Raw genomic sequence first — 23189 nt, 5'->3', positions numbered from 1 at the left:
GATAGAGGAAGAATGTTTTTAGACGTTTGCCCGGTCATGGTTGAACAATTCAATACACCGGCGTTAACACCAAAGCTTCGAGATTGATGCCCCCAACCCGCGTGCAAACAAAATTCAGGCGCTTGTCGCCGCTGGTCTTGAAATCGTAGGTGCCTATGACCACTTTTTGTTCCCAGGTAGCACCAAGGCCATAATTCAACGGTACGCCGATCAGGTCATCGCCATGTTTCAACTGGTAATCGCCCCGGCCACCGCCTTTATAATTGACCTCAATCTTATACTTTCCGCGCCGCACATTCTTTACTATGGTCACCAGGGAGTCGTTGATACCATCCGGCGCCATGAATAAAAAGTATTCGCTGCGGCCATTCACAGCACCTTCCAGGTAATAGCGCCAATACACCGTACCGCTGGTTGAGAGAACCGGCGCCTGGGATGACGATACGCCGGGAATACCATATGCAAAATTGGTGTTCTTCCAAAAGATATGATAGATCTGGGTACGCCTGATGCCGGGATGAAAAGCGATATGTTTGTCAATATTGTGGATCACCCCGTTGCGCATGATGATATCAGTGGCTGCAAAATCGGCCGTATCATTGATCAGCTTTTTAGCCGCCAGGTTAAAATAGATATAGTCATTGTTGTTGATGCTCAACAGGGTGCTGTCCCAGCGCTCCTGCACATTCAATGCTTTCATAGCGGGCCTGAACTGGGTATAGCTGGCGCTGAAATTGGCGCCGGGAATAATGTGGTACCGCATCAGCTGCTGCAGTTCTTCTACCGGCATGCCATCGAAGTTGTGGATGCCCGCAGCCTGCAGCACCTCATTGGTCTCTGCAAAGAGGGTTAGCCTGATCCGCTGCCCAAACCGGTCTGTAAGATGAGTAAGGGTATCCATCAAACCGGCCCGTTGCAGTCCACCGATCATGATACTGTACAGGTCTTTATTCTGTTGTAGAAATTCACCGATCGTTAGCGTGGGTGGATTGAGCACGGCATCGATCTTATGCACCAGCGCATTGGAATATTCGATATCGGTCTCATACACTTTGGCAATACCATTGGCAATGGTATTATACTTGAATCCTTTCGAGATATCCAGCGTAATGAAATCGCCCCTGCCGGTAGGCGTAGCCTGCGGCCCCTGGATGAACTCGGCCGATTTGATGCGCGCAGGCAGAATGTGATAGACCAGCATGGTCTTCAGTTCTTCGTCGCTGAAATCTTCCAGTGTTTTTTTCGCCCGGCTGGCAAATAATTTCCGGAAAGCATTATTATCGGGTATAAAAAAAGTAAAAGGCCCATAGGTGTTCAGGGTGGCCGACATATTGGTTCTTTCCAGCGCCTCCACGGCAATACTCAGCGATGAATCTTCCCTGATCATATCAAAGGCAAGTACCTGCCTTACTTGTTCCTGGTAGGAGAAACCATCTTTTTTACAAGCCGGCATAGATGCAAGCATCGATATACAAACAACGATCAGCCCTAAAGCGCCCTGTGAACCGGCCTTGTGTAATTTATTATTTTTCATATAACATACCGTTGATGAATGAAATAATCAGCTTCCTGAAAGCATTACCTGTAATAAGGATTCTGTACCAGGTTGGGATTCCTGTTCAGCTCGTCGCGGTGGATGGGTAAATACCAGCCGCGGGGATCGATGATGCGGGCGCGTATTTGTGACCGTTCGGCCACCGTACGCCCGGCCACTACCCGGCTGATGAGAAGATCGGGTTGCTCTTCATTGGTGGCAACGCGTACCAGGTCGAACCAGCGCTTGCCTTCCATGGCCAGTTCCATGGCCCTTTCTTTCAGAATGAGCTCAATAAACAATTCCCTGGGTGCTGCAGCATCGAGGAAATCATATGGAGACAGGCCTACGCGCTCCCGCACCTGGTTAAGTAGGCTGGCAGCTTCTGCTTTGTCTTCCGCACGCAGGTGCACCAGTGCTTCTGCTCTTAACAACATGAGGTCGGGAAGCCGGTAAAGAATAAAGTTGGGATCATTGGTAGGACGCTCGATATTATCGGTGTTCAGACCAGTGTATTTCCAGTAGGTGCGGGAACCTGCTTCGCGGAAGGTTCTGTTCAAACCGCGTAACTGGTCTTTTTCACTCTCAAAATACCCGAACAGAACTGGATTCATCAGGAAATTCCCGGAGATGCCTCTTAAGCTATTTGTTTCTGACAGCTGGTAATCGTATTGGATTTCAAAGATGCTTTCGGTTGCATTTTTCTGTGAGAAGATATTGAACCAATCCACACCGGGCACCAATGTATATCCGGCATTATCGATCACCTTTTTCGCGGCTGCTGCAGCAGCTTCGTATTTTGCCCGCCACAGGAATACATCTGCCTGTAAAGCATTCACGGCGCCTTTGGTCACCCGCCCTCTTGTTTCAGCAGGTTTGCCATATGCTGCAGGTACGCTGCTTTCGGCAATGGCCAGGTCGGCCTCCACCTGGTTCAGGATAGAATCGGCAGTGGCTTTTGGCACCAGGTAATTCACGGCATCGTTACTGGGTGGTTGCAAGACCAGCGGCACTTCCTTAAATGTTCGTACGAGGTAAAAATAGGCCAGCGAACGAAGGAAGAGCGCTTCGCCCACGATGGCCTTACTTTCTTCCTCGGTGAACCGGTTGTCGAGGGCCGGGATCTCAGGCACCCGCTCGATGACGGTATTCGCCCGGGCTATAAGATTGTAGGGTTGCGACCATACCGATGCCGGCCGTGTATGCTCGAACAATTGAAAGTAGGGATACGTGATATCGTTATTCGTGAGCGGCGATACCAGGTCGGCCCTGAATTCGCCCCAGGTAATAAATTCGTCGGCACAGCCCTGTAAAGCATCATACACGCCCATGATGGCTGCATTCGCGTCCACCTCGGTCTTAAAAAAATCATCGCGGGTCAATGCGTTCTCCGGCGCCTGGTTGAGGTATTTTTTACAGCTGCTTACAGTGAGCAGCACCAGTCCGGCAACGCAACATGGCACCAGCCATTTGTTTTTTATATTGTTCATTTTGGGTAATCGTTGATGAAAAGAATGATGGTTGTTAAAACCGCGCATTTATACCGATGGTATAACCTCTGCTGCGTGGGGTCAACCCCCGGTCGACGCCGATCAAAGCCGGATTGTTCCCGAAAGAGGAAATCGAGATCTCGGGATCAGCGCCGGTATAATTGGTCCACGTGAACAGATCATTGGCCGTAAAAAAAGCATCCACGCCTTTCAACTTTATTTTTTGCACCAGGGCCCTGGGAAAAGAATAGTTCAGGGTAATGAATTTCAAACGCAGATAAGAACCGTCTTCGATCCAGCGGGTGGATGCCTGGCTGTTCCGCTGATCATTGTTCAATGCCCGGGGCATATCGGTTATATCACCCTGTTTGCGCCAGCGCTTCATGGTAGTGATGGCCTGGTTGTCCTGGGTCATCATTCTTTCGAGATAATACCGCATACCATTGATGACATCGTTACCATACTGGAACTGGATGAAAAATTTAAAGCCGAAATTCCTGTACCGGAATTCATTACTGAAGCCGCCAAAAAAGTCGGCATTGGCATTACCGATCAGCACCCGGTCCTGGTCATTGATAATACCATCGCTATTAAAGTCTTCATAAATGGCATCACCGCCTTTCAGGGTATCGCCGGCTTCACTCAGAATCCGCATTTTGCGCGGGTTTACGCCATCCAGCTCGTACACCACATTGCCTTTGGCATCTCTTACCACGGCATCGCCATCTGTGGCATACACGCCTTTAAATACGAGGCCATAATAAGTTCCCAGCGCATCGCCCTGTTTTACCTGCGAACCGAAATTCGCGTAGTTCTCTGTGAGCTTCAGGGTACCACCGGGTAATGAGGTCACTTTATTGATATTGCGGCCGAGGTTAAAGGACATGGTCCATTCAAAATCGCCGGCTTTTTTGGCGCGAATGGCGTTCAGGAGCAGATCCACTTCAATACCGCGGTTACTGATATTGCCCAGGTTGGTCAATATGCTGCCATTCCAGTTGGTGAAACCATTCCGCTCGATGCCGCTCGAAGCCGGCAGGGGCAGATTGAATAAAAGGTCCTTGGTGATCTTGTCATACAGATCTACCGTAAGCACCAACCGGCTTTTGAACAGGTCGAGGTCCATACCCAAATTGGAGCTTTCACTGGTCTCCCACCGTAGGTTGTTCAGTTCGGGATTGCTTTGGCTCACGCCGCTGTAGCCCATGTAATTGGTGCCGGCGGTAAACTGGCTAATATATGCATAGTTGGGAATGCCGCTATTGCCCAGTTGCCCCCAGGAGGCCCTGAACTTCAGATCGGTGAGCCAGGGCAGGTTTGCCAGGAACCGTTCGCCGGATGCCCGCCAGTAAGCACCTACTGATGGGAAATTGGCATATTTATTCGCACCGCCGAATTTCGAAGAACCGTCCCGGCGCACCGTGATATTGAATCCATACCGGTCATTATAGATCAGGTCTGCCTTGGCAAACACGCTCAGGATGGTTTCTGTGGTTTTGTTGGATACCAGTTGGCGGTTGCCCCCGGTAGTACCGATCGTTCGCAGTGAACCCGAGGCACTGGCATAAGCGCTGGCGATCAACTGGCTCGAGGTAAAGGTGTTGAAGGTGTTGCCCAGCACAAAGCTCCCTTTGAGTTTATCTGTAAGGTTGCGGTTATACGTCAGGAGATTATCCAGGATCATTTGCATTCTTTCATAATCCCGCGTATCCACCCGGTTAAAACTGCGATCGTTCCAGATCAGGCCGGTCGCTTCCGGCGGAAAATAGGTCAGTCCATTCTCGCCGATAAAATCAAGCGACGCATTACTGATGTATTTCAAACCTTTAATGATATCCAGTTCCGCGCGGATATTGGGTTTCAGGTTGGTGCTGAATGCATCGTTGCTTACCGATTTGGCAAAAGCAACGGGATTATCCATACCATTGAAATGCACGCCGGGCAGGGAGAAATAATTAGGCAGCGGATCGCCATTAACGTCAATATCGTATATGGGCAGGGCCGAGGAACGCACATGGCCAAGAAAATAGACCGTACCCTGGCCATAGTTCGCATGGTTATTCACCTTGCTTCGCGCAAAGGAGATATTGGCCGAGAACTTCAGCTTGTCCGACACTTTATAATCGAGGTTAAAGCGGGTGGTGAAGCGTTTATTGCCGGTATTGATAAATGAGCCCTTTCTATCGGTATAGGATGTACTGAAATTATACCGCATCGCTTCTCCCCCGCCAGACACCGACAGGTTATACACCTGCGCAAAGCCGGTTTGTTTCAGCGCTTTCAGCCAGTCGGTATTATGCTGGTAATATTGATAAGCCGCATACGCAGGGTCATCGACCAGGGGCTGCAGGTCAGGACTGGAAGGGTTTATATTGCCCGCATTCTGCAATGCTTCCAGCCGCATGATCTTGTATTCGGAACCACTGAGCACCGGGATGGAAGGCGGCGCTTCCTGCATACTTAGCTGGGAATTCAAGGTAATATTCGTGATACCCTTACGGCCTCTTTTGGTGGTAATGATGATGACCCCATTGGCAGCACGCGCGCCATAGATCGCCGCCGCATTCGCATCTTTTAAAATGTCGAAGCGCTCGATGTCGCTGGGATTGATATCGGCAATGGGATTGATCCTTGCGGCATTTTGTCCATTCGCTGAATTATCAAAAGGCGATGAGATGATGGGAACCCCATCGATAATGTATAATGGTTCATTGCCCCCGGAAATGGAACCGGCGCCGCGGATGCGGATATCTACGCCGGCGCCGGGATCGCCTGAATTGGTAACGATCTGCACCCCGGCTGCCCGGCCCTGCAGCATCTGATCGATGGAAGTAGCAGGCTGATCGGCCAGTACCTCGCCTTTTACCGAACTCACGGCCCCGATAAGGTCGCGCCGCGATGTGTTCCCAAACCCATTGCTCACCTGGTCAGCTTTTCTGGCCAGTACAATTACATCTGACATACTTTGACCCGTATCGCGGGCCAGCTGTATATTGATGACTGCACGTGTACCGATAGGTTCCGTTCTGGTTTCATAACCGATAAAGGAAAATCGCAAGCGGTTGGCGGTATTGCTCACGCGGATCGTATAAGTACCGTTTACGTCGGTATTGGCGCCATTTACCTGCCGGTCATTTTCATTTACCTCTACGACGGTGATGCCATCAAGGGCATGGCCGGTGCCTCTTTCGGTGACCCGGCCTTTTATGGTTACCGGCGTCTGGGCATTTGCTGATAGGTGTATCAGCAACAGGAGAATGACCGGCAGCAGCAGCCGTTTGATTGTATGAAGAATACTCATATTAAGCAGTTACTTTTTTAGAATTGTTTACTTCATCCTTTTTATTGAAGCGGAAGCAGCACCTTATTCACCTTATATACATAACCGACCGGTGGATTGCCTGGTCCCTTGCTGATCTCAGGTTGCAGAATGTCAGCTATTACCCCGCCGGCACTGATTACCCTGGTGCCATTATTACTGAACACCAGTGTTTGTGTATTGCCCAGGTCGCTGTTCTTGGTGCCTGTTAGCCCGGCAGGGGCAAGATTTTCATTGATAATATGATGGCGTACGATATTGTTGAATTGGGTGGAAGTGAGCAAGGCGCCATTCAGTGTTCTCTTTTTAACATCGAGTCCTATTTCCTGGAAGGCGGCATTCGTAGGCGCCAGGTAGGTACCCGTGCGCGTGGTGGTGGCCAGGTTTCCCATAAGGCCCGCTGCCTGGATCGCAGCCATGAAACTGCTTAGTTCAGGATCGAGCATGGCTTGTCCCAACGCACTTCGTAAAGCCGGCGAAGCGGGGAAGACCGTATTGATCAGTTGAATGGTGCCGTTACTGGCCACGATATTTTTCTGAATAAAAATATTATCAGGCGTAACGGGTATTATTTCACTGTTCACCGATCGCAGTACCCGCGTGCGGTTGATCAATTCATTGGCCGTAACAATGGTATCGCCAATGAAATAGGCTTCCAGCACGGCTTCGGCATAGGAAGGCGACAAGGCAGCGATCTTATCAGGCACGCTGTTATCGATACGGGCCAATGCCGGTGCAATGAATGCATCGAGCACCTGGTTCGTGGGGATCAACAAAGTAGTGAACAACGGATCACCACCCTGGTTGGCCGGCGCTGTGTTCTGCCGGAATTCTATAGACGTATACACATTGCTCAGCAGCGGATAGGTTTTAAAGAATACCGAATCCATGCGGCCATCCCGGTCACGGTCGTAGCTGTTAAAACGGTCATAGGCGCTGTCGGCAGTCAGTTGCATAAGCCGGTAAAAAGTACTGTTGGCCAGTGCGGGGTCGTTACGTAATACTTCTTCAAGGTTGGGCAATGGCAGCAATACCTCACCGATGCCATGGATCACACCATTGGCCGCATCGATATCGCGCAACGAATGGATGACGGCCACGCCGTTTATTTTTATACTGTCTGCCGACGTAACATCTATGTTCACAAATTTTTTGTTCCTGGTGAGATAGAGCTTTTGCTGGTAGGTAGCGAACCTTACTTTCAGGTCGTAGTGATACCACATATTGTTTACAATGTGGAAGCTCAGGATGCTGAACAGCCTGTCAACCGGAAGATCATCCACGGAAGCATAACCGTTCCTGTTCAGGAAAGCCAGGAATGCTTCATCGGTGGGCGCAAAAACGGTATACAACCCACCCTGGCTGATGTACTGGACCAGGCCGGCCCGTTCAAGCGCTTTTGAAAAAATACTAAAATGGGGATCGTCCCGGATCTTTTCGAATAAGAATCCTCCTTTGGGACTTTTGTCACCGTAGTAGTCGTTAAACCCTTTCTTACAACCAATGGTGAAACAGACGAGCAGGAAGAAGATCGTTCGGATGGGCACAGGCCTCCCTGTACCCAAATTCAATTTGGCCATTCAGCAATCAGTTAGTTTGGTTAAGCAATGATGGTTAGGCTATAGGCTGTACATGAAATACCCGTGATCGCCGGGATCAAACATTATTCTGTTTTTAATATATGATGCCTTAATGATCCCTGCATTCGGCGGTTTCCATCGTACATGGGTAAAATTCGCCAAAATGAAAGCCGGGGAATGGCACAAATGTTTCTTTTACTGTCAAAAATGTTCAGGACGGAATGCGGCAGGCCGGTTTTGTATACTAAATTGTCCTGCGAACATTTAACTTCGTGAAAGGTGCAGCCATGTGCCGCAGTTCCCGGCGACCAAGAAAGAATTGTGGCAGACCTGGTGAACAGCCCGATTGCTTTGCGTATGTCATATATCAGATATGTACTTATTGGCCTTTGTACTTTCCTGTTATGGGAAGCTGCTGCTCAGAAAGCTTCCATCCATTTTACTTCCATTTCTTCCAAAGACGGCCTGTTATCCAATTCGGTGAACGCCATCCTGAAGGACCGGCTCGGCCTGATGTGGTTCGCCACCGACGATGGACTGAACAAGTTCGACGGCACTCATTTTACCGTCTACCGCAACAATGCCGGTGACAGCAACAGCTTACGGGTGAATGAGGTATTGGCTTTGTGCGAAGACAAAGCGGGCAATCTCTGGATCGGCACCAGCGGCGGCGGCCTGAGCCTGTATAACCGCCGTACCGATAATTTTACCAATTTTCCCGCCCGTAACAATCATGGCGGTTTTTCCACCAATGCGGTGATCCGTGGACTTGTATGCGACTACGAGGGCAAATTATGGATCGCCCAATACGATGGCCTGCATATCCTGGATCCGCAAACAAAAAATATCAAACACCTCGATCTCGGCAAAGCCCATGACCGAAGTCGTGTCAAAATAACACTTACCTGCATATTTGAGGACAGCAAACAGCGGATCTGGATCGGAACCGATTACGGGCTGTACCTGTATAGAAGAGGTGCCAACTCCTTTCGGCGCTTCACCCACAATAGCGCGGATGCTTCGAGCTTAAGCAACGGACTGGTAAAAGCGATCGCAGAAGACAGCAGCGGCAATATCTGGGTTGGCACCATCGAGGGATTGAACCGCCTGCTGCCTGACCTAACCGGTTTTGAACGCTATAAGAACAGCGGTGCCCAGGCCAGTGGGCTCAACAATAATGAGATCAATTGTATTGCGACCGACCCGGCGGGGCAGTTATGGATCGGCACCAATGCGGGCCTGCACAAACTGGATCCTGCCACGAGGCAGGTGAGCTCCTTCGTTCCCGATCCTGATAATATCTACAGCATTACCACAAAAGATATCAAATGCGCCTATATTGACCGCGAGGGTATTTACTGGTTTGGCACTTTCCGGGGCGGCATTAATAAATATGACCGGCACCTGAACCTCTTCAATGTGAAACTGAGTAATACATTCCAGGAGAACAGCAATAAAGCAGCCATTGTAAGCGCCCTGGCCGAAAGCAGCAATGGCCATGTATTTGCAGGCACCGATGATGACGGGCTCTATGAGTTCGATCCTCGAACAGAAGCCATGCGGCGTATTCCCTTCCCGCAAAAAGGCAACAGGCCCATCCCGATCATCAGCCTCTATTTTACCCGTACTAAACAATTATACATTGGTTCTTATTCACAGGGACTATTTATCAGGGACCAGGCCACCGGTCATATGGAAAATCTAAGGAAAGGAACCAGGCCGCAGGACCTGAACAGCGATCTCATCTTTTGTATAAAAGAAGACAGCAAGGGCGCTATCTGGGTAGGCACCAACGGCGATGGCGTGAACGTGTTGATGAATAAAAAAGTGATCGCGAAGTACACGCCCAATCCCAATGGCCGCGATGAAATGAGCTTACCGGTGAATGGCTATATCCGTGCTTTTGCAGAAGACAGGAATGGAAATATGTGGGTGGGCTCGCATGGGGCCGGACTGGCGCTGTATCATGCGGCTACCCGCGGCTGGTCGCTATACAACCAGGCCAACAGTCATTTACCCAGCGATAAAGTGGAATCGCTTTTATGTGACCGCGAGGGCAAACTATGGGTTGGCACTTACGGGGGCGGCCTGAGTTTGTTTGATAAAACAAAAAACCAGTTTATCAATTTCTCGGAAAAAGATGGCCTGCAGAATATGACCATTTACCAGATCCTCGAAGACCTGCAGGGGCGGATCTGGCTTTCTACCAATACCGGCTTATGTTGTTTCGATCAGCGCACCAAAACCTTTCGCAACTTCAACAGCCAGCATGGCGTTCAACCCAATAACTTCGTTCATGGATCCGGGGTACGCACGGCTGACGGACAATTGTACTTCGGTGGCCTGCAGGGATTCAATTATTTCGATCCTGCCCGTTTAACCGTCAATCCCAATGTTCCTACCGTATTGTTAACCGACCTCAAGATCTCCAACAAATCGGTAAATGCGGGCGATGATTCGCCGATCAAAGAACATATTTCAATAGCAAGGGAGATCAGGCTCGACTTTAAACAGAATTTCGCCCTGAGTTTTGTAGCCCTGAATTATACCATTCCAAAACAAAACCAGTATGCGTATAAACTGGAAGGTTTTGATAAGGACTGGAACTATACCGGCACATTCAATACGGCTTCTTATACCAATCTCGATCCGGGACATTATACTTTCCGCGTAAAAGCAAGCAATAACGACGGCATCTGGAGCAGGAAAGAAACGCTTATAAAAATATATGTAAAACCGCCCTTCTGGGCTACCACCTATGCCTATATCTTTTACTTCCTGGTTATAGCCGGCCTGCTGTTATACAGCCGGTATAAAGGCATTAGCAGGATCAGAAAAAAGTTTGCGCTGGAACAGGAAAGGCAGGAAGTACAACGGGCACAGGAACTGGACCGCTTAAAGATCAAATTTCTTACCAACCTCAGCCATGATTTCAGAACGCCCATCTCGCTGATCATGGGCCCGGTTGAACAGTTGATCGCTGAAGAACATATACCCGGCCGGCTCAACAAGCTGCAGATGATCAGGCGCAATGCCCGCAGACTGCTGAACCTGGTGAACCAATTGCTTGACTTCCGGAAAATGGAAGAACATGAGCTGAAACTGCAATTATCGAAAGGCGAATTGATCTCTTATATCAGGGAAGTGACCGAATCTTTCCGCGACCTTTCGGAAAGAAAACATATTCATTTCACCTTTGATTCAGCTATTCCGCAGCTCAACACCTTGTTCGATCGCGACAAGATCGAACGGATCTTATTCAACCTGCTTTCCAATGCCTTTAAATTCACCCTGGCCGATGGCGCCATTGGAGTTTCAATAAGCGCCTTGAAAGATCAACCGGCTGCTTCCAATGATCGATGGGTCTGTATTAAGGTAACGGATACCGGTATCGGCATCCCTGCAGCGGAACAGGAAAAGATCTTCGACCGCTTCATTCAAAACAATTCGCCGGCCCATATCCTGAACCAGGGCACCGGCATTGGCCTGTCGATCACCAAAGAGTTCATTAAAATGCATGGGGGCACCATTACCGTAGAAAGTGAACCCGGCAGAGGAAGCAGCTTCTCGATACAAATTCCATTTCCGGTATTAGGTATTAACGAAGCTGTGCCACAGCTCCCGGTCGCCCCGGATGAAACGGTGGCGCCCCTGGCTGCCAACGAAACAGTCACAGGCCTGAAATCATCTATCCTGCTGGTAGAGGACAATGAAGATTTCCGCTTTTATTTAAAAGACAATCTCAGGAACAGTTACAAAGTGCTGGAAGCGGTGAATGGAAAAGAAGGCTGGCAGCAGGCGCTGGCCAATCATCCCCAGTTGATCGTAAGTGATATCAGCATGCCTGAGATGGATGGCATGGCACTGGTGAAAAAGTTGAAGAGCGACAAAAGGACCAGTCATATTCCGGTGATCCTGCTTACGGCAATGACAGATGAAGAACAACAGATCCGGGGCCTGGGCACCGGCGCCAACGACTATATTACCAAACCTTTCAATGTGGAAGTACTGCATGCCAGGATCAAGAGCCTGCTCGATCTGCAGCAGACCATGCAGAGCACTTACCGCAAACAAATAAAAGTAACCACGCCTGAAATTGAAATAACATCGGCCGATGAAAAACTTATACAGGATATTGTGAACTACCTGGAAAAAAACCTCACTAATTCCCAACTATCGGTTGAAGCATTAAGCAAAGAAGTGGGCATGAGCCGCAGCACCCTGTACTCAAAACTCCTGCAACTGACCGGCGAATCACCGGTCGAGTACATCCGCTCGTTCCGGCTTGCGAAAGCAGCGGCACTGATGGAGAAAAGCAATATGACCATCGCAGAGATCGCCTACCAGGTTGGGTTCACCACGCCCAATTATTTTGCCAGGGCTTTCAAGGGAAAGTATAATATGCTTCCTTCGGAATATATCGCACAAAAGCGAAAAGGCAATGCCGGCAATCCGAAATAACATAACAAATTGAGACGATCCGACTACATTTTGATACGATCAGCATATTGACAGCACCTGTCGTTCTATGAAGTATCGCTAACTTAGACAGGATACAACTAACGATTAAAAATTAAACTGTCTATGAAAAAAAATGTCTTCAATTTGTTGGCGATGGCCCTGCTGGTCACCGCATGCACCAAAAGAGCAAACCACCAGACAAGCGACGAACCGAACCGGCAGCCGGGAACAGAAGCAACAGCTGTCATTAATGCCGGCACCGTTCAACAGACCCTGCAGGGTTTTGGCGGCGCCAGCATTCGCGGATGGATAGCCGATCTCACTGCGGATCAGCGAACCAAAGCATTCTCGCCAGGCAGTGGTATTGGCTTGAGTATCCTGCGGGTGCGTGTATCGCCCAATGCAGCGGATTTTGCAGCGGAAAAACCAACCATCGATGCCGCGAAATCTTTTGGCGCCAGTGTCATCGCCTCTGCCTGGACGGCCCCCGCTTCCATGAAGGATAACAACAACCTGGTCGGTGGCAAACTTAAAACAAGCGATTATGCAAGTTATGCCGCTCATTTGCGAAACTTCTGCACTACGGTAGGCGGTGTAACGGCCATCAGCCCCATTAATGAACCGAACATCAGGGTATCTTATGAATCGATGGAATTAACAGCGTCGGAAGTGGCCGCTTTTGTCGCGGCCGAAGGCAGCAACTGTGGTGCGCCCATTATGGCGCCTGAACCTTTTAATATGGATCAGAATTACATTAACACGTATCTGAGCAATGCTACGGCCAAAAGCAAAACATTGGCGGTATGCGGACATATTTACGGCAAAACGCCTTATAATCTGGGCAATATTGGTAAACCGGTCTGGATGACGGAACACTATACCAATTCCTCTATCAGCGGTAATGACTGGCCGAATGCCATGAATGCAGCCAAAGAGATCCATGATTGCATGAATGCCGGCTGGTCAGCGTATGTATGGTGGTATATCCGCCGGTCTTACGGCCCTATTGATGAGAACAGCAATATTACCAAGCTGGGTTATGTAATGGCGCATTATGCAAGATATATACGTCCCGGTTATACCAAGATCTCGTGCACCGCCAATCCCACCCCCGGCGTTTATGTAACTGCCTATAAGAGCGGATCGCGCGTGGTGGTGGTTGCCATCAACCAGAACAGCGCCATCACCTATCAAACCTTCAGCATCAGCGGCGTTACGGTGGCCGGCTTTAACCGCTACCGGACCACCAGTTCGGCAAACCTTGCGGCCGACAGCTTTACCATCTCGAACGGCAGCTTCGGCATCAACCTGCCCGCTTCAAGCGTAACGACACTGGTATCGTATTGATGACGATGATGCATTACAAATAAAAGAACAGGGTGCTTGTCGAAAGACAATGCACCCTGTGCATTTTAATAGAAAGCGATGTTTGGCAGCGCCACAACCGCAGGCGTTTGCGGGAAACGGGAGCGTCTCCGACACTGGTATATTCCCGGGCCAATCCTATATTTGCGGCCTGATGAATACACCGCTCCGCCCTTTAATGTTTGTGGGCACAGCCAGTGATGTGGGCAAAAGCATCATTACGGCCGGCTTCTGCAGGATATTGAAGCAGGATGGCTACCACCCGGCTCCTTTCAAAGGACAGAACATGTCGCTCAACAGCTATGCTACACCGGAAGGTTTTGAAATAGGCAGGGCGCAGGCAGTACAGGCCGAAGCAGCCGGCATTCCCTGTCACACCGATATGAACCCTGTGCTGCTAAAGCCTACCAATGATAAAAACGCGCAGGTGATCCTCAATGGCAAGCCCATCGGCACCCAATCGGCCTGGGAATATTTTATGGGCAATAACAACCAGGAATTGTTTGCAGAAGTATTGAAAGCATATGATAGATTAGCGGCCCGCTATACACCGGTTGTTATCGAAGGAGCCGGCAGCATCTCGGAGCTGAATCTAAAGCAGCGCGACATAACCAATATGCGGGTGGCCATCCATGCCAATGCGGCCACCTACCTGATCGGCGATATTGACCGTGGCGGTATATTCGCCAGCCTCTATGGCACCATGGCGTTGCTTACACCGGAGGAAAAAGCCTGCATCAAAGGCATTATCATCAATAAATTCCGGGGCGACAGCCGCCTCTTCGAGGACGGCCGGAAAATGATCGAAGACCTCTGCGGTGTGCCGGTCATAGGGGTGCTGCCTTATTTCAGGGATATTTTTATTGAAGAAGAAGATTCGGTTCAACTGCAATTAAAGAAGCGCAGGACAGTGACCAACAAAATAAATATAGCAGTCATTCTGCTCAATCGCCTCTCTAATTTTACCGACTTCGACCGGCTGGAGAAAGACCCGGCCGTACATTTATTCTACACCATTGATCCCGCAGAAATTGCAAAAAGCGAGATCATCATTTTGCCTGGCAGTAAAAATACCATTGAAGACCTGATCGTATTAAAGAACAATGGGGTTGCCGCCGCCATCATTGAAGCGTATAAAAACGGCAAAACCGTCATTGGCATTTGCGGCGGCTACCAGATGATGGGCGAAACCATCGAAGACCCATTTGCCATTGAAAGCAATACGGCTAAAGTGGCCGGGCTGGGCCTGCTACCCGTACATACGACTATTGTAAAGGAAAAAACAACCCTGCAAAGAAGCTTTACCTATCGTCACTATGCAGCTGCCTGTACAGGGTATGAGATCCATATGGGACAAACATCTTTTACCCGTTCAGGCCCTGAACGATTGCTCCGTTTTTCCGATGGCAGCACCGATGGCTGTTATCTGTCCGATACCTGCTGGGGCACTTATGTGCATGGCATCCTGGATAACGATGCTGTAGTGAACGACCTGTTATCAAAATTCGCCGATACTACGGCAGCATCCTTCGATTACCGCCAATACAAAGAAGACCAATATGATAAGCTCGCAAATCTGATTCGCGGGCATGTTGACATGAGCCTCGTTTACCAAAATATGTAAACGATGCCGAACGATGGCAAACATTACCGGCCAGTCACATGATCCTTACATTTAAAAATCCCATGTAAACAAAATTATTATTACTTTCGCCGCCGAAGGTAGCAGCATTTGCTGCTTTAATAGGGAATCCGGTGTAAGTCCGGAACAGTCTCCGCTGCTGTAAGTTCAAATGCGTGAAACGGCAAACCTGAAGCACCTTCATAGTCCCCGTTTCGCGACTGTTGCAACTGCATACCACTATTGATCCTGGTAAAAAGCCGCATCAATGGGAAGGTCTGTAACAGTGAACAAGTCAGAAGACCTGCCTTATAACTTTATTTACTCACCGCTTTCGGCAGAAAGGCAAAGAGCAGACATGAAAAAGAACAGGCTCCTTCACCAGGGCAGAAAAGAGTTTTTTGGGCCATCTACCACCGGTTTATCTTCACTGGGCATTTTCCTCATCAGCATGTGGTTTTTAGGGCTTGGCTCCTGTAAACAGGCGGCCAGATCAGCGTCTCCGGCATCAAAGGAAGCGGCTGCTGCGGCCAAAACCAAACTGGTGCACTCCAAAGGATTTACGATAGATTACTTCGAGCACTACAAGCTGGTCAGGATCATCAACCGCTTTTCCGACAAAACCGACACCCTGCAATATGTGCTGGTGCCGAGAGGCACCCCGCCCCCTTCCGGTTATGCCAATGCACAGGTAATACAAATTCCCATTCAGAAGATAGTGGTCACTTCTTCCATGCACGTAGGCATGGCCGATTTCATGGGTTCTGCCGATGTAATAGCAGGACTGGCCGAAGCAAAATATGTTACCTGTTCAACGGTGCGTAAAAACCTGGCAGCCGGCAAAGTGGCTGAAGTAGGTAATGGCAGCGAAATGAATTATGAAATGATCATTGCCATGAAACCCGACCTGGTAATGACCATGGGCAGTGTTATAGCGCCTTTCAGCCGCTACGAACCATTGACCAGCGCCGGCATTCCCGTGATGATGAATGCCGAATGGCTGGAAACGGATCCGCTGGGCCGTTCAGAATGGGTGAAGCTGATGGCCGCCCTGTTGAATAAAGAAGAAACCGTGAACGAGCAATTTGAAGCGATGGAAAAAGAATATAACCGTTTAAAAGAACTGGGCGCCAAAGCCAGCCGGCACCCCGCGGTAGTGGTGGGTATGCCATTCAAGGGTACATGGCATGTGCCCGATGGTGACAGCTACCTCACCCGCTTCCTGGAAGATGCGGGCGCCCGGTACCATTGGTCAGATGTCATTAGCACCGGCAGCCTGGCGCTTAATTTCGAGACGGTAGCGCCCGTAGCACTGAACGCCGATTTCTGGATAAACATGGGCACGGTGCAGTCGAAAGCGGAAATTGCCGCTGCTGATCCCCGTTATACAGCGTTCAGGGCCTACCAGCAAGGCGCACTGTACAACAACAACAAACGCACCAACGACATTGGCGCCAACGACTATTGGGAATCCGGCGCTGTAAACCCGGCCCGTATCCTGGCCGACCTGGTGAAGATCTTTCACCCGGAATTAATGCCTGATCACCAACTCTATTATTACCAACAATTACAATAAACGGGGGCCAGCACCTTGCCACAGTTAAAAACAGAAACAATGAATGTAGCAATACATCCTGCTACCCCGCGATTCTCAACGCCGGCTTCCCTGCTGAAGCTGGGTCTTTTGTTCCTGCTGCTGCTGATCGCTTTTTTCACCGATATCGCTTTTGGCTCTGTATCCATACCCCTGCCCGCCGTGTGGGATATTATTGTATCGGGAAAGGCGGAGAATGATGCATGGATCTACATTATAGAGAAGATCCGCATCCCCAAGGCCATTACAGCTGTTATGGTAGGCTGCGGGTTACCGGTTAGCGGTTTACAAATGCAAACGCTTTTCCGCAATCCGCTCGCCGGCCCCTCTATCCTGGGCATCACGGCCGGCGCCAGTTTAGGCGTTGCCCTGGTGATGTTATCAGCCGGCAGTATTACCACCCTCTATGCCATTAAAGAACTGGGCTTTTCAGGAAGCTCACTCATCCTGCTCGCCGCTTCTTTGGGCGCCGCGATGATCATGTTCCTGATCATCGCCATTTCTGCCCGCATAAGAGATAATGTGATCATGCTTATCGTAGGTGTAATGATCGGCAATATTACCCTGGCCATTGTGAGCATCTGGCAATACTTCAGCGCCCCTGAACAGGTGAAGGATTATTTGTTATGGACCTTCGGTTCGCTGGGTGGTGTTTCCGGCAACCAGCTCTACCTGCTCGGCATCGTGGTAGCTGCAGGCCTGCTCATCGCTTTTGCTTCCTCGAAAATGCTCGACACTTTATTACTCGGGGAACACTATGCCAGTACGATGGGACTAACGGTGAACCGCGCCCGTTTCCTCATCATTGGCAGCACCAGTTTGCTGGCAGGCAGCATCACTGCGTTTTGCGGCCCTATTGCTTTTATTGGGATCGCCGTACCCCACCTGGCACGCACCCTCTTCAATACCTCCGACCATCGCCTGCTCATTCCTGCCTGTTGTTTAATGGGCACTTCCTTAATGCTGCTCTGCGATATCATTGCGCAATTACCGGGTAGTAATGCGGTATTGCCTATCAATGTGATCACAGCACTGGTAGGCTCACCGGTCGTCATCTGGATCATCATGAGCCGGAATAACTTAAAAAATTCTTTCTGATGCATAACACAGCACTCTTAAAAACAGGCCGCTTGTGCATCGGTTATAGCAAGGGCAAAAAAGAAGAGAAGACCCTTGCGGGACCGCTTGACCTGCAAATCCATGCCGGCGAGCTCATCTGTTTGCTGGGCCCCAATGGCGCCGGTAAATCCACCCTCATCCGAACCCTGGCCGGTCTGCAGCCGGCAATCGCCGGCTCCGTAGAAACCGGTGGTAAGAACATTACCCGGCTGAAGCCACTGGAAAGAGCCAAACGCCTCAGTATGGTGCTCACCGAAAAAGTGCGCACCGGCAACCTGAATGTGTACTCCATCATCGCCCTGGGCCGCTTTCCTTATACCAACTGGCTGGGCACCATGCAGCCCGGGGATCACAAGATAGTAGCTTGGGCGATGGACATTACGGGCACCACGGGTTTCGCGCATCGAAAACTCAGCGAGCTGAGCGATGGCGAATCGCAAAAAGTAATGCTGGCCAGAGCATTGGCGCAGGACACGCCGCTCATCATCCTCGATGAACCGACGGCACACCTTGACCTGCCTAACCGTATATCACTGATGCACCTGCTTCACCAGCTGGCAAAAACAACCGGCAAAGGAATCCTGCTTTCCACCCATGATCTCGATCTTGCCCTGCAATCTGCCGACCAGGTTTGGCTGCTGCGCAATGACGGCGTATTTACGCAGGGAGCCCCGGAAGATATTGTGTTGACAGGCGCTTTTGAAGCGGCTTTTCACCGGGAAGGATTTATGTTCGACAAGAACAGCGGTACTTTTACCATTCACCACGGTAATGGAAAAACGATCCGTCTGAGCGGCGAAGGCGCCGCCCTGTTCTGGACGAAAAGAGCTTTGATGCGGGAAGGTTTTACCATTACGGAAAATGCAGCAGAGAACATTCACATCGTTAACAAAGAAAACCTTGTGGTTTGGGTGTACAGGAAGATATCTTATGATACTATAGCCGCTTTGCTGAACGCCTTGCGCAACCGCTATGGCACTACCCCGGAATAACATCCTTCACAAACTACATGATATAGGTATTAGATCATGAAACAATTTTTACTGGCCGCTCCGCTGCCGGCCACTGCTGTTATGGCGCAGCAGGCACCCACAGACACGGTAAAGGAACAACACTGGGACAGGTACTGATAACGGCCACTTGCACAGAAGTGCAACGTATCAAAAGCGAGATGGATAAAGCAGGGGTAGCCGAAGAAAAATGGCAGCCGTTTTTATACAAGCGTTTCAAAAAACAGGAGCCGGAGGCCTAAGCATAATGCTCGATGCTGAATACTAAAAGCGCAAGGTATTCAAATAAAAAAACCTCCCCGGAGGGGAGGTCCACTAATCAAATACCATTAACCATTAAACCTTATCCTATTAATGTTAAGTTAATACAATTCATTCTTACTGCAAAAAAAATTCTTCAACTTACGCTTCTTTTGATTTACATCAAGTACTGCACGATGTTAATAGGATTATTTTACCGCTCTAAGTACTTTCTTATAAAACATGCTTTTTGAAAGCAGTTCATTTTTACACCCACGTTACTGTTATTAATTTCATAGGGTAAAATCCATAAGCCTCCGACAACCTTGCAATGGAACATTCCACAACAGGAATCCCATTCGTATCCTATTTATGTAACCTATGAAAAACCAACATATGAAATCGAATGGCCTGCGTATCATTTTTTTCCCGCTGATCCTGCCGTTGCTTTTCCTCCTCTTCACAATGGCCGCTCATGGGCAAGCCAGGTACAGTTTCCGCAATGGGGTAAAAATTACGGGAACTGACCGCCAGGTAGGTGCGAAGTACCGTTTCCCCAATGTTCAAAGCGGTGTAGATGCGCTGGTAACTATTACCGCCATTACAGGCGGACTCATCATCAATACCCTCGATGGCACTTCTTCCGGTTTCGACGAAGCATTCCAGCCGATCATTACATTGCCGGCCCGGTCCAGGGGCTACGCTGAGTTCAATATCCAGTTTGTAACAGCCGGCACCACCAACCCGATGGTTCAAACAGAAGTTGCCATTACCCCCATCGATATTGACGGCATCGCCGGTGATATTTATGAGTTCGATGAAATTTTTCTGGCCAATAGCAGTTATGTAGATTTCAATATGCTGGGCTCGGCCATAGCGCTTACCTTTCCTGCCGCCAACCGGGTGGTAGGCACAAATATAGGAGGCATCACCTACAATGGGGTGGACACAACTGCCAAAGACTGTATGTTTTCGGTGATAAGTGCCAGTATCAGCGCTATCGTGGTGCGGGTAGGCGCCGATAATAAAGAGAATCACACTTCAGACCAACGCTTGCGCAGCCTCTATTTTAAAAAATTTACCTATCCCCATTCTATACTAACAATGCGGGTAATACCGGCCGACAGGAATAACAATTCCAATAATGCGACTGCTTTCAACGTATTTCCCTCTCTCTTTAACAACGCAGTGAAAATAAAATTCCGCGCTGCCCGCAAAGGTGCCGCCTTATTACAACTGGCCAATCTCGCAGGCAGTATAGTTAAACAGCAAACCCTGTACATGCAGGAAGGCAATAACCAGTTCGGCATAAATAACTGGGGCGATCTTGCCGCCGGTCAGTATATAGCCATGATCACCCAGGATAATACAAGATATATCCAGCCCCTGTTGAAGCGCTAGCGGGTAGCCAACCGCCCCTGCCACTGGCACACGATCAATTCTGAATGGAAGCCATTGTTCGTAAAATGCCGGAAGCCCATGCATACACGTTATGATTCATGATCATTCTGCGCATTTGCTTCATTTTTTGCGTTTGCTGCTCCTTAGGCATTTCCAATGCCAGTTTAATAGAGTCAGCCATCTGCTCTGTGTCGTATGGGTTTACGATCAAGGCGCCCGGCAGCTCATGCGAAGCGCCTGCAAAGCGGCTGAGGATCAGCACTCCGTCGTTTTGATCGCGGGCCGCAATAAATTCCTTGGCCACCAGGTTCATCCCATCGTGCAGGGAGGTTACCATACAAAGATTGGCAGATCGGTAAAAAGGCATTATTTCCTCGTGGCTGTGATGCCGTTTCAGGAATAAGATCGGTTGCCAGTTCTTGGTCTTGAATTTCCAGTTGATCCGGTTCACCTCGTTCTCAACAGCACTTACCGTATCTGCATAGGTCTTCAACAGCGAACGGCTTACCGCCCCGATCTGAACCAGCGTAAACTTTTCGCGGTAATTCGGATATTTATCGAGGAATCTTTCGATGGCCAAAAATTTTTCGATCAATCCTTTGGTATAATCTATTCGCTCCACGCCAATACACATATACGCGGCATTGATCCCGTGCTGCTTCAATAGTTCTGCCGGACTGAGCCGTGTGGCCATCCTGGTTTCATAATCTTTTAAAGTAAAGGCAATGCTGATGGGAAATGGTTTAACCATGGTGAAATGGTTTCCCACCTTAACTGAAAAGCTTTCCCAGATCACCCGCGATTCGAGCGCATTATTGACAGTTTCCAGGAAATTATTGCAATGATATTGGGTATGAAAACCGATGAGGTCGGCGCCCAGCATACCTGTCAACAATTCTTTTTGCCAGGGACAGATGCCGAATGATTCGGGGTTAGGCCAGGGAATATGCCAGAAGATGGCCACCTTCGCATCGGGCCGCTCTTTTTTGATAAAGGCAGGCAAAAGGGCAAAATGATAATCCTGCACCAGGATAAAGGGCTCTTCTTCGTTCTTTATCTCTTCGAGCACCGCCTTCGCATAGAGTTGATTCACCTGCGTATAATATTCCCAGTCCAGCTGCCGGAACACCGGCCGCGTATGGGCGATGTGGCAAAGCGGCCACAAGCCTTCGTTGGAAAAACCATAATAAAAATGATCTTCCTGCTCTTTGCTTAACCATACACGCCGTAGGGTGTATTTATTCTCATAAGGAGGAACCGACACCTTATCATATTTGTCAACGGTTTCCCTGTCGGCATCTCCGCTGCCTGAGGCGATCCATAAACCACCACATGCTTTCAGAATGGGTTCCATAGCAGTGACCATTCCACTGGCAGGCACAATACATTGTATTTCCTTCCCCACCCTGATATGCATATAGGGCTCCCGGTTAGATACGACCACCATCATCTTGTTCTGCAGGAGCACTTTCATCTCTTCATTCAATCTTTCGGGTGTCCACACCGATTCAGCCGTCGTTCTCAACCTGGCTTCTTCCTGGGCTACCGCTTTTGCTTCCTGCATTGCTTTGGCGATACCTGTGATCTCTTTGTACAAAGGTTCCAGAAAAGGCACGGACGGCCTTTTTTGCAATGTTTCCAGGTCGCCCGAGCGGGCTGCCCGCGCCCATTCAATGACCTTATTAATAGGGGACAAAATACCCCATCGGACAATTAAAAGGGTAACTACCGAGATCACCAGCGCCTGGAAGAACCAGCGCCAGAAATTCCGGAACCAGATACTGTTCAGGATATTTTCGATGTACGCTGCATCTGTATAATAAACGACGGCAGCCGCAGGCAGATCGACCCTTTTAATAAGCCGCACGTATTCATAGTAGCGGCGCCCATCCATTTTTACCAGCCGCCCCATCGATGAATCTGCCGAAATGGCCTGGGCAATAAAATCCAGGGAAGATGCCGCCAGTGATCTGGCTGAATCCCTGATCGAAATAATGCTATCCTGGTTGAAGTAGATCTTAATTCCTGTAAACCGGTACTGATCGAGGAGGCTGTCGGTAATTTTTGCGGTAGCCAAACTATCCCCGCTTTCCAGGCCGATAAAATAAGCTTTATAAAAATCTTCGGCGACCCGAACCGTTTTGCTTTCCAATTCATTTTTCAGCTGCGTCCGGTCACTCGCGATCTGAAAGGCAGTGAAACCAAAGGCAACCAACCCAATGCCGATGATGATGGAGGCGATTAAAGCTAAGTTAATTTTCATACACTATTTTATGACTGAACGATACTCGAAAAATTCATCAGGCCAAACCATGTTCAACAATAAGCAGTGATGAGTGAAACAAATCAAAGTTACCTGAAATTACCGAGGGTAGCCACCCCCGGCCATTTCTAATAGCCTTCTAATACAAACATATCAGGGTTAAGCACTTAACGCAAATGCCGGGTGCCGGAT

General features: G+C 49.4%; 12 protein-coding genes and 1 riboswitch. Of the genes, 7 read left to right on the top strand and 5 right to left on the bottom strand.

Translation table 11 applies throughout. From position 1 onward, the window contains the following. Positions 1 to 49: 49 nt before the first annotated feature. From JT717_RS07470 to JT717_RS07455, 4 genes are read right to left on the bottom strand one after another with little or no spacing between them, the layout of a single operon-like run. A complete protein-coding gene (locus tag JT717_RS07470; protein WP_205509573.1) occupies positions 50 to 1534 on the bottom strand; it encodes a fasciclin domain-containing protein in 1485 nt (494 codons plus the stop codon). 44 nt (positions 1535 to 1578) lie between these two features. Beyond that, complete coding sequence (locus JT717_RS07465) at positions 1579 to 3024, bottom strand: RagB/SusD family nutrient uptake outer membrane protein (protein ID WP_205509572.1); 1446 nt, start codon at positions 3022 to 3024, stop codon at positions 1579 to 1581. A 34-nt stretch (positions 3025 to 3058) separates the two neighbouring features. After that, positions 3059 to 6325: a SusC/RagA family TonB-linked outer membrane protein gene (locus JT717_RS07460; protein WP_205509571.1), complete on the bottom strand. Its 3267-nt coding sequence runs from the start codon at positions 6323 to 6325 to the stop codon at positions 3059 to 3061. A 41-nt stretch (positions 6326 to 6366) separates the two neighbouring features. Beyond that, complete coding sequence (locus JT717_RS07455; RefSeq protein ID WP_205509570.1) at positions 6367 to 7923, bottom strand: fasciclin domain-containing protein; 1557 nt, start codon at positions 7921 to 7923, stop codon at positions 6367 to 6369. A 357-nt stretch (positions 7924 to 8280) separates the two neighbouring features. On the opposite strand from JT717_RS07455, the gene JT717_RS07450 reads away from it, so the two are divergent. The 7 genes from JT717_RS07450 (at position 8281) to JT717_RS07420 (ending at position 20734) form a co-directional block, all read left to right on the top strand. Beyond that, a complete protein-coding gene (locus JT717_RS07450) occupies positions 8281 to 12384 on the top strand; it encodes a hybrid sensor histidine kinase/response regulator transcription factor (RefSeq protein ID WP_205509569.1) in 4104 nt (1367 codons plus the stop codon). A gap of 123 nt (positions 12385 to 12507) precedes the next feature. Next, positions 12508 to 13731, top strand: coding sequence for a hypothetical protein (locus tag JT717_RS07445; RefSeq protein WP_205509568.1), 1224 nt, complete (start codon positions 12508 to 12510; stop codon positions 13729 to 13731). A gap of 172 nt (positions 13732 to 13903) precedes the next feature. Continuing rightward, a complete protein-coding gene (locus JT717_RS07440; protein WP_240347879.1) occupies positions 13904 to 15373 on the top strand; it encodes a cobyric acid synthase in 1470 nt (489 codons plus the stop codon). Positions 15374 to 15452: 79 nt separating this feature from the next. Next, positions 15453 to 15696: riboswitch (cobalamin riboswitch) on the top strand. A 32-nt stretch (positions 15697 to 15728) separates the two neighbouring features. Continuing rightward, positions 15729 to 16946, top strand: a complete 1218-nt coding sequence (locus JT717_RS07435; protein WP_205509567.1) for an ABC transporter substrate-binding protein — start codon at positions 15729 to 15731, stop codon at positions 16944 to 16946. Between the two features lie 39 nt (positions 16947 to 16985). Next, positions 16986 to 18062: a FecCD family ABC transporter permease gene (locus JT717_RS07430; RefSeq protein ID WP_205509566.1), complete on the top strand. Its 1077-nt coding sequence runs from the start codon at positions 16986 to 16988 to the stop codon at positions 18060 to 18062. After that, a complete protein-coding gene (locus tag JT717_RS07425) occupies positions 18062 to 19075 on the top strand; it encodes an ABC transporter ATP-binding protein (RefSeq protein WP_205509565.1) in 1014 nt (337 codons plus the stop codon). The genes JT717_RS07430 and JT717_RS07425 overlap by 1 nt, the downstream gene beginning before the upstream one ends. A 639-nt stretch (positions 19076 to 19714) precedes the next feature. Next, positions 19715 to 20734: a T9SS type A sorting domain-containing protein gene (locus JT717_RS07420; protein ID WP_205509564.1), complete on the top strand. Its 1020-nt coding sequence runs from the start codon at positions 19715 to 19717 to the stop codon at positions 20732 to 20734. A 34-nt stretch (positions 20735 to 20768) separates the two neighbouring features. Here JT717_RS07420 and JT717_RS07415 read toward each other — a convergent pair whose 3' ends face one another. After that, on the bottom strand, positions 20769 to 22997 hold the full coding sequence (locus tag JT717_RS07415) for a trehalose-6-phosphate synthase (protein WP_205509563.1): 2229 nt from the start codon (positions 22995 to 22997) through the stop codon (positions 20769 to 20771). Between the last annotated feature and the right edge of the window lie 192 nt (positions 22998 to 23189).

This window comes from Longitalea arenae, from assembly GCF_016924755.1.
Taxonomy (GTDB): Bacteria; Bacteroidota; Bacteroidia; order Chitinophagales; family Chitinophagaceae; genus Niastella; species Niastella arenae.
The sequence above is the reverse complement of the archived record's forward strand: the minus strand, read 5'-3'. Positions and strand labels throughout refer to the sequence as shown.

Coding starts and splice junctions, on each gene's coding strand:
- JT717_RS07465 (WP_205509572.1), bottom strand. CDS start 3,024: ATGAACAATATAAAAAACAAATGGCTGGTGCCATGTTGCGTTGCCGGA.
- JT717_RS07420 (WP_205509564.1), top strand. CDS start 19,715: ATGAAAAACCAACATATGAAATCGAATGGCCTGCGTATCATTTTTTTC.
- JT717_RS07460 (WP_205509571.1), bottom strand. CDS start 6,325: ATGAGTATTCTTCATACAATCAAACGGCTGCTGCTGCCGGTCATTCTC.
- JT717_RS07445 (WP_205509568.1), top strand. CDS start 12,508: ATGAAAAAAAATGTCTTCAATTTGTTGGCGATGGCCCTGCTGGTCACC.
- JT717_RS07415 (WP_205509563.1), bottom strand. CDS start 22,997: ATGAAAATTAACTTAGCTTTAATCGCCTCCATCATCATCGGCATTGGG.
- JT717_RS07455 (WP_205509570.1), bottom strand. CDS start 7,923: ATGGCCAAATTGAATTTGGGTACAGGGAGGCCTGTGCCCATCCGAACG.
- JT717_RS07470 (WP_205509573.1), bottom strand. CDS start 1,534: ATGAAAAATAATAAATTACACAAGGCCGGTTCACAGGGCGCTTTAGGG.
- JT717_RS07430 (WP_205509566.1), top strand. CDS start 16,986: ATGAATGTAGCAATACATCCTGCTACCCCGCGATTCTCAACGCCGGCT.
- JT717_RS07435 (WP_205509567.1), top strand. CDS start 15,729: ATGAAAAAGAACAGGCTCCTTCACCAGGGCAGAAAAGAGTTTTTTGGG.
- JT717_RS07425 (WP_205509565.1), top strand. CDS start 18,062: ATGCATAACACAGCACTCTTAAAAACAGGCCGCTTGTGCATCGGTTAT.
- JT717_RS07450 (WP_205509569.1), top strand. CDS start 8,281: ATGTCATATATCAGATATGTACTTATTGGCCTTTGTACTTTCCTGTTA.
- JT717_RS07440 (WP_240347879.1), top strand. CDS start 13,904: ATGAATACACCGCTCCGCCCTTTAATGTTTGTGGGCACAGCCAGTGAT.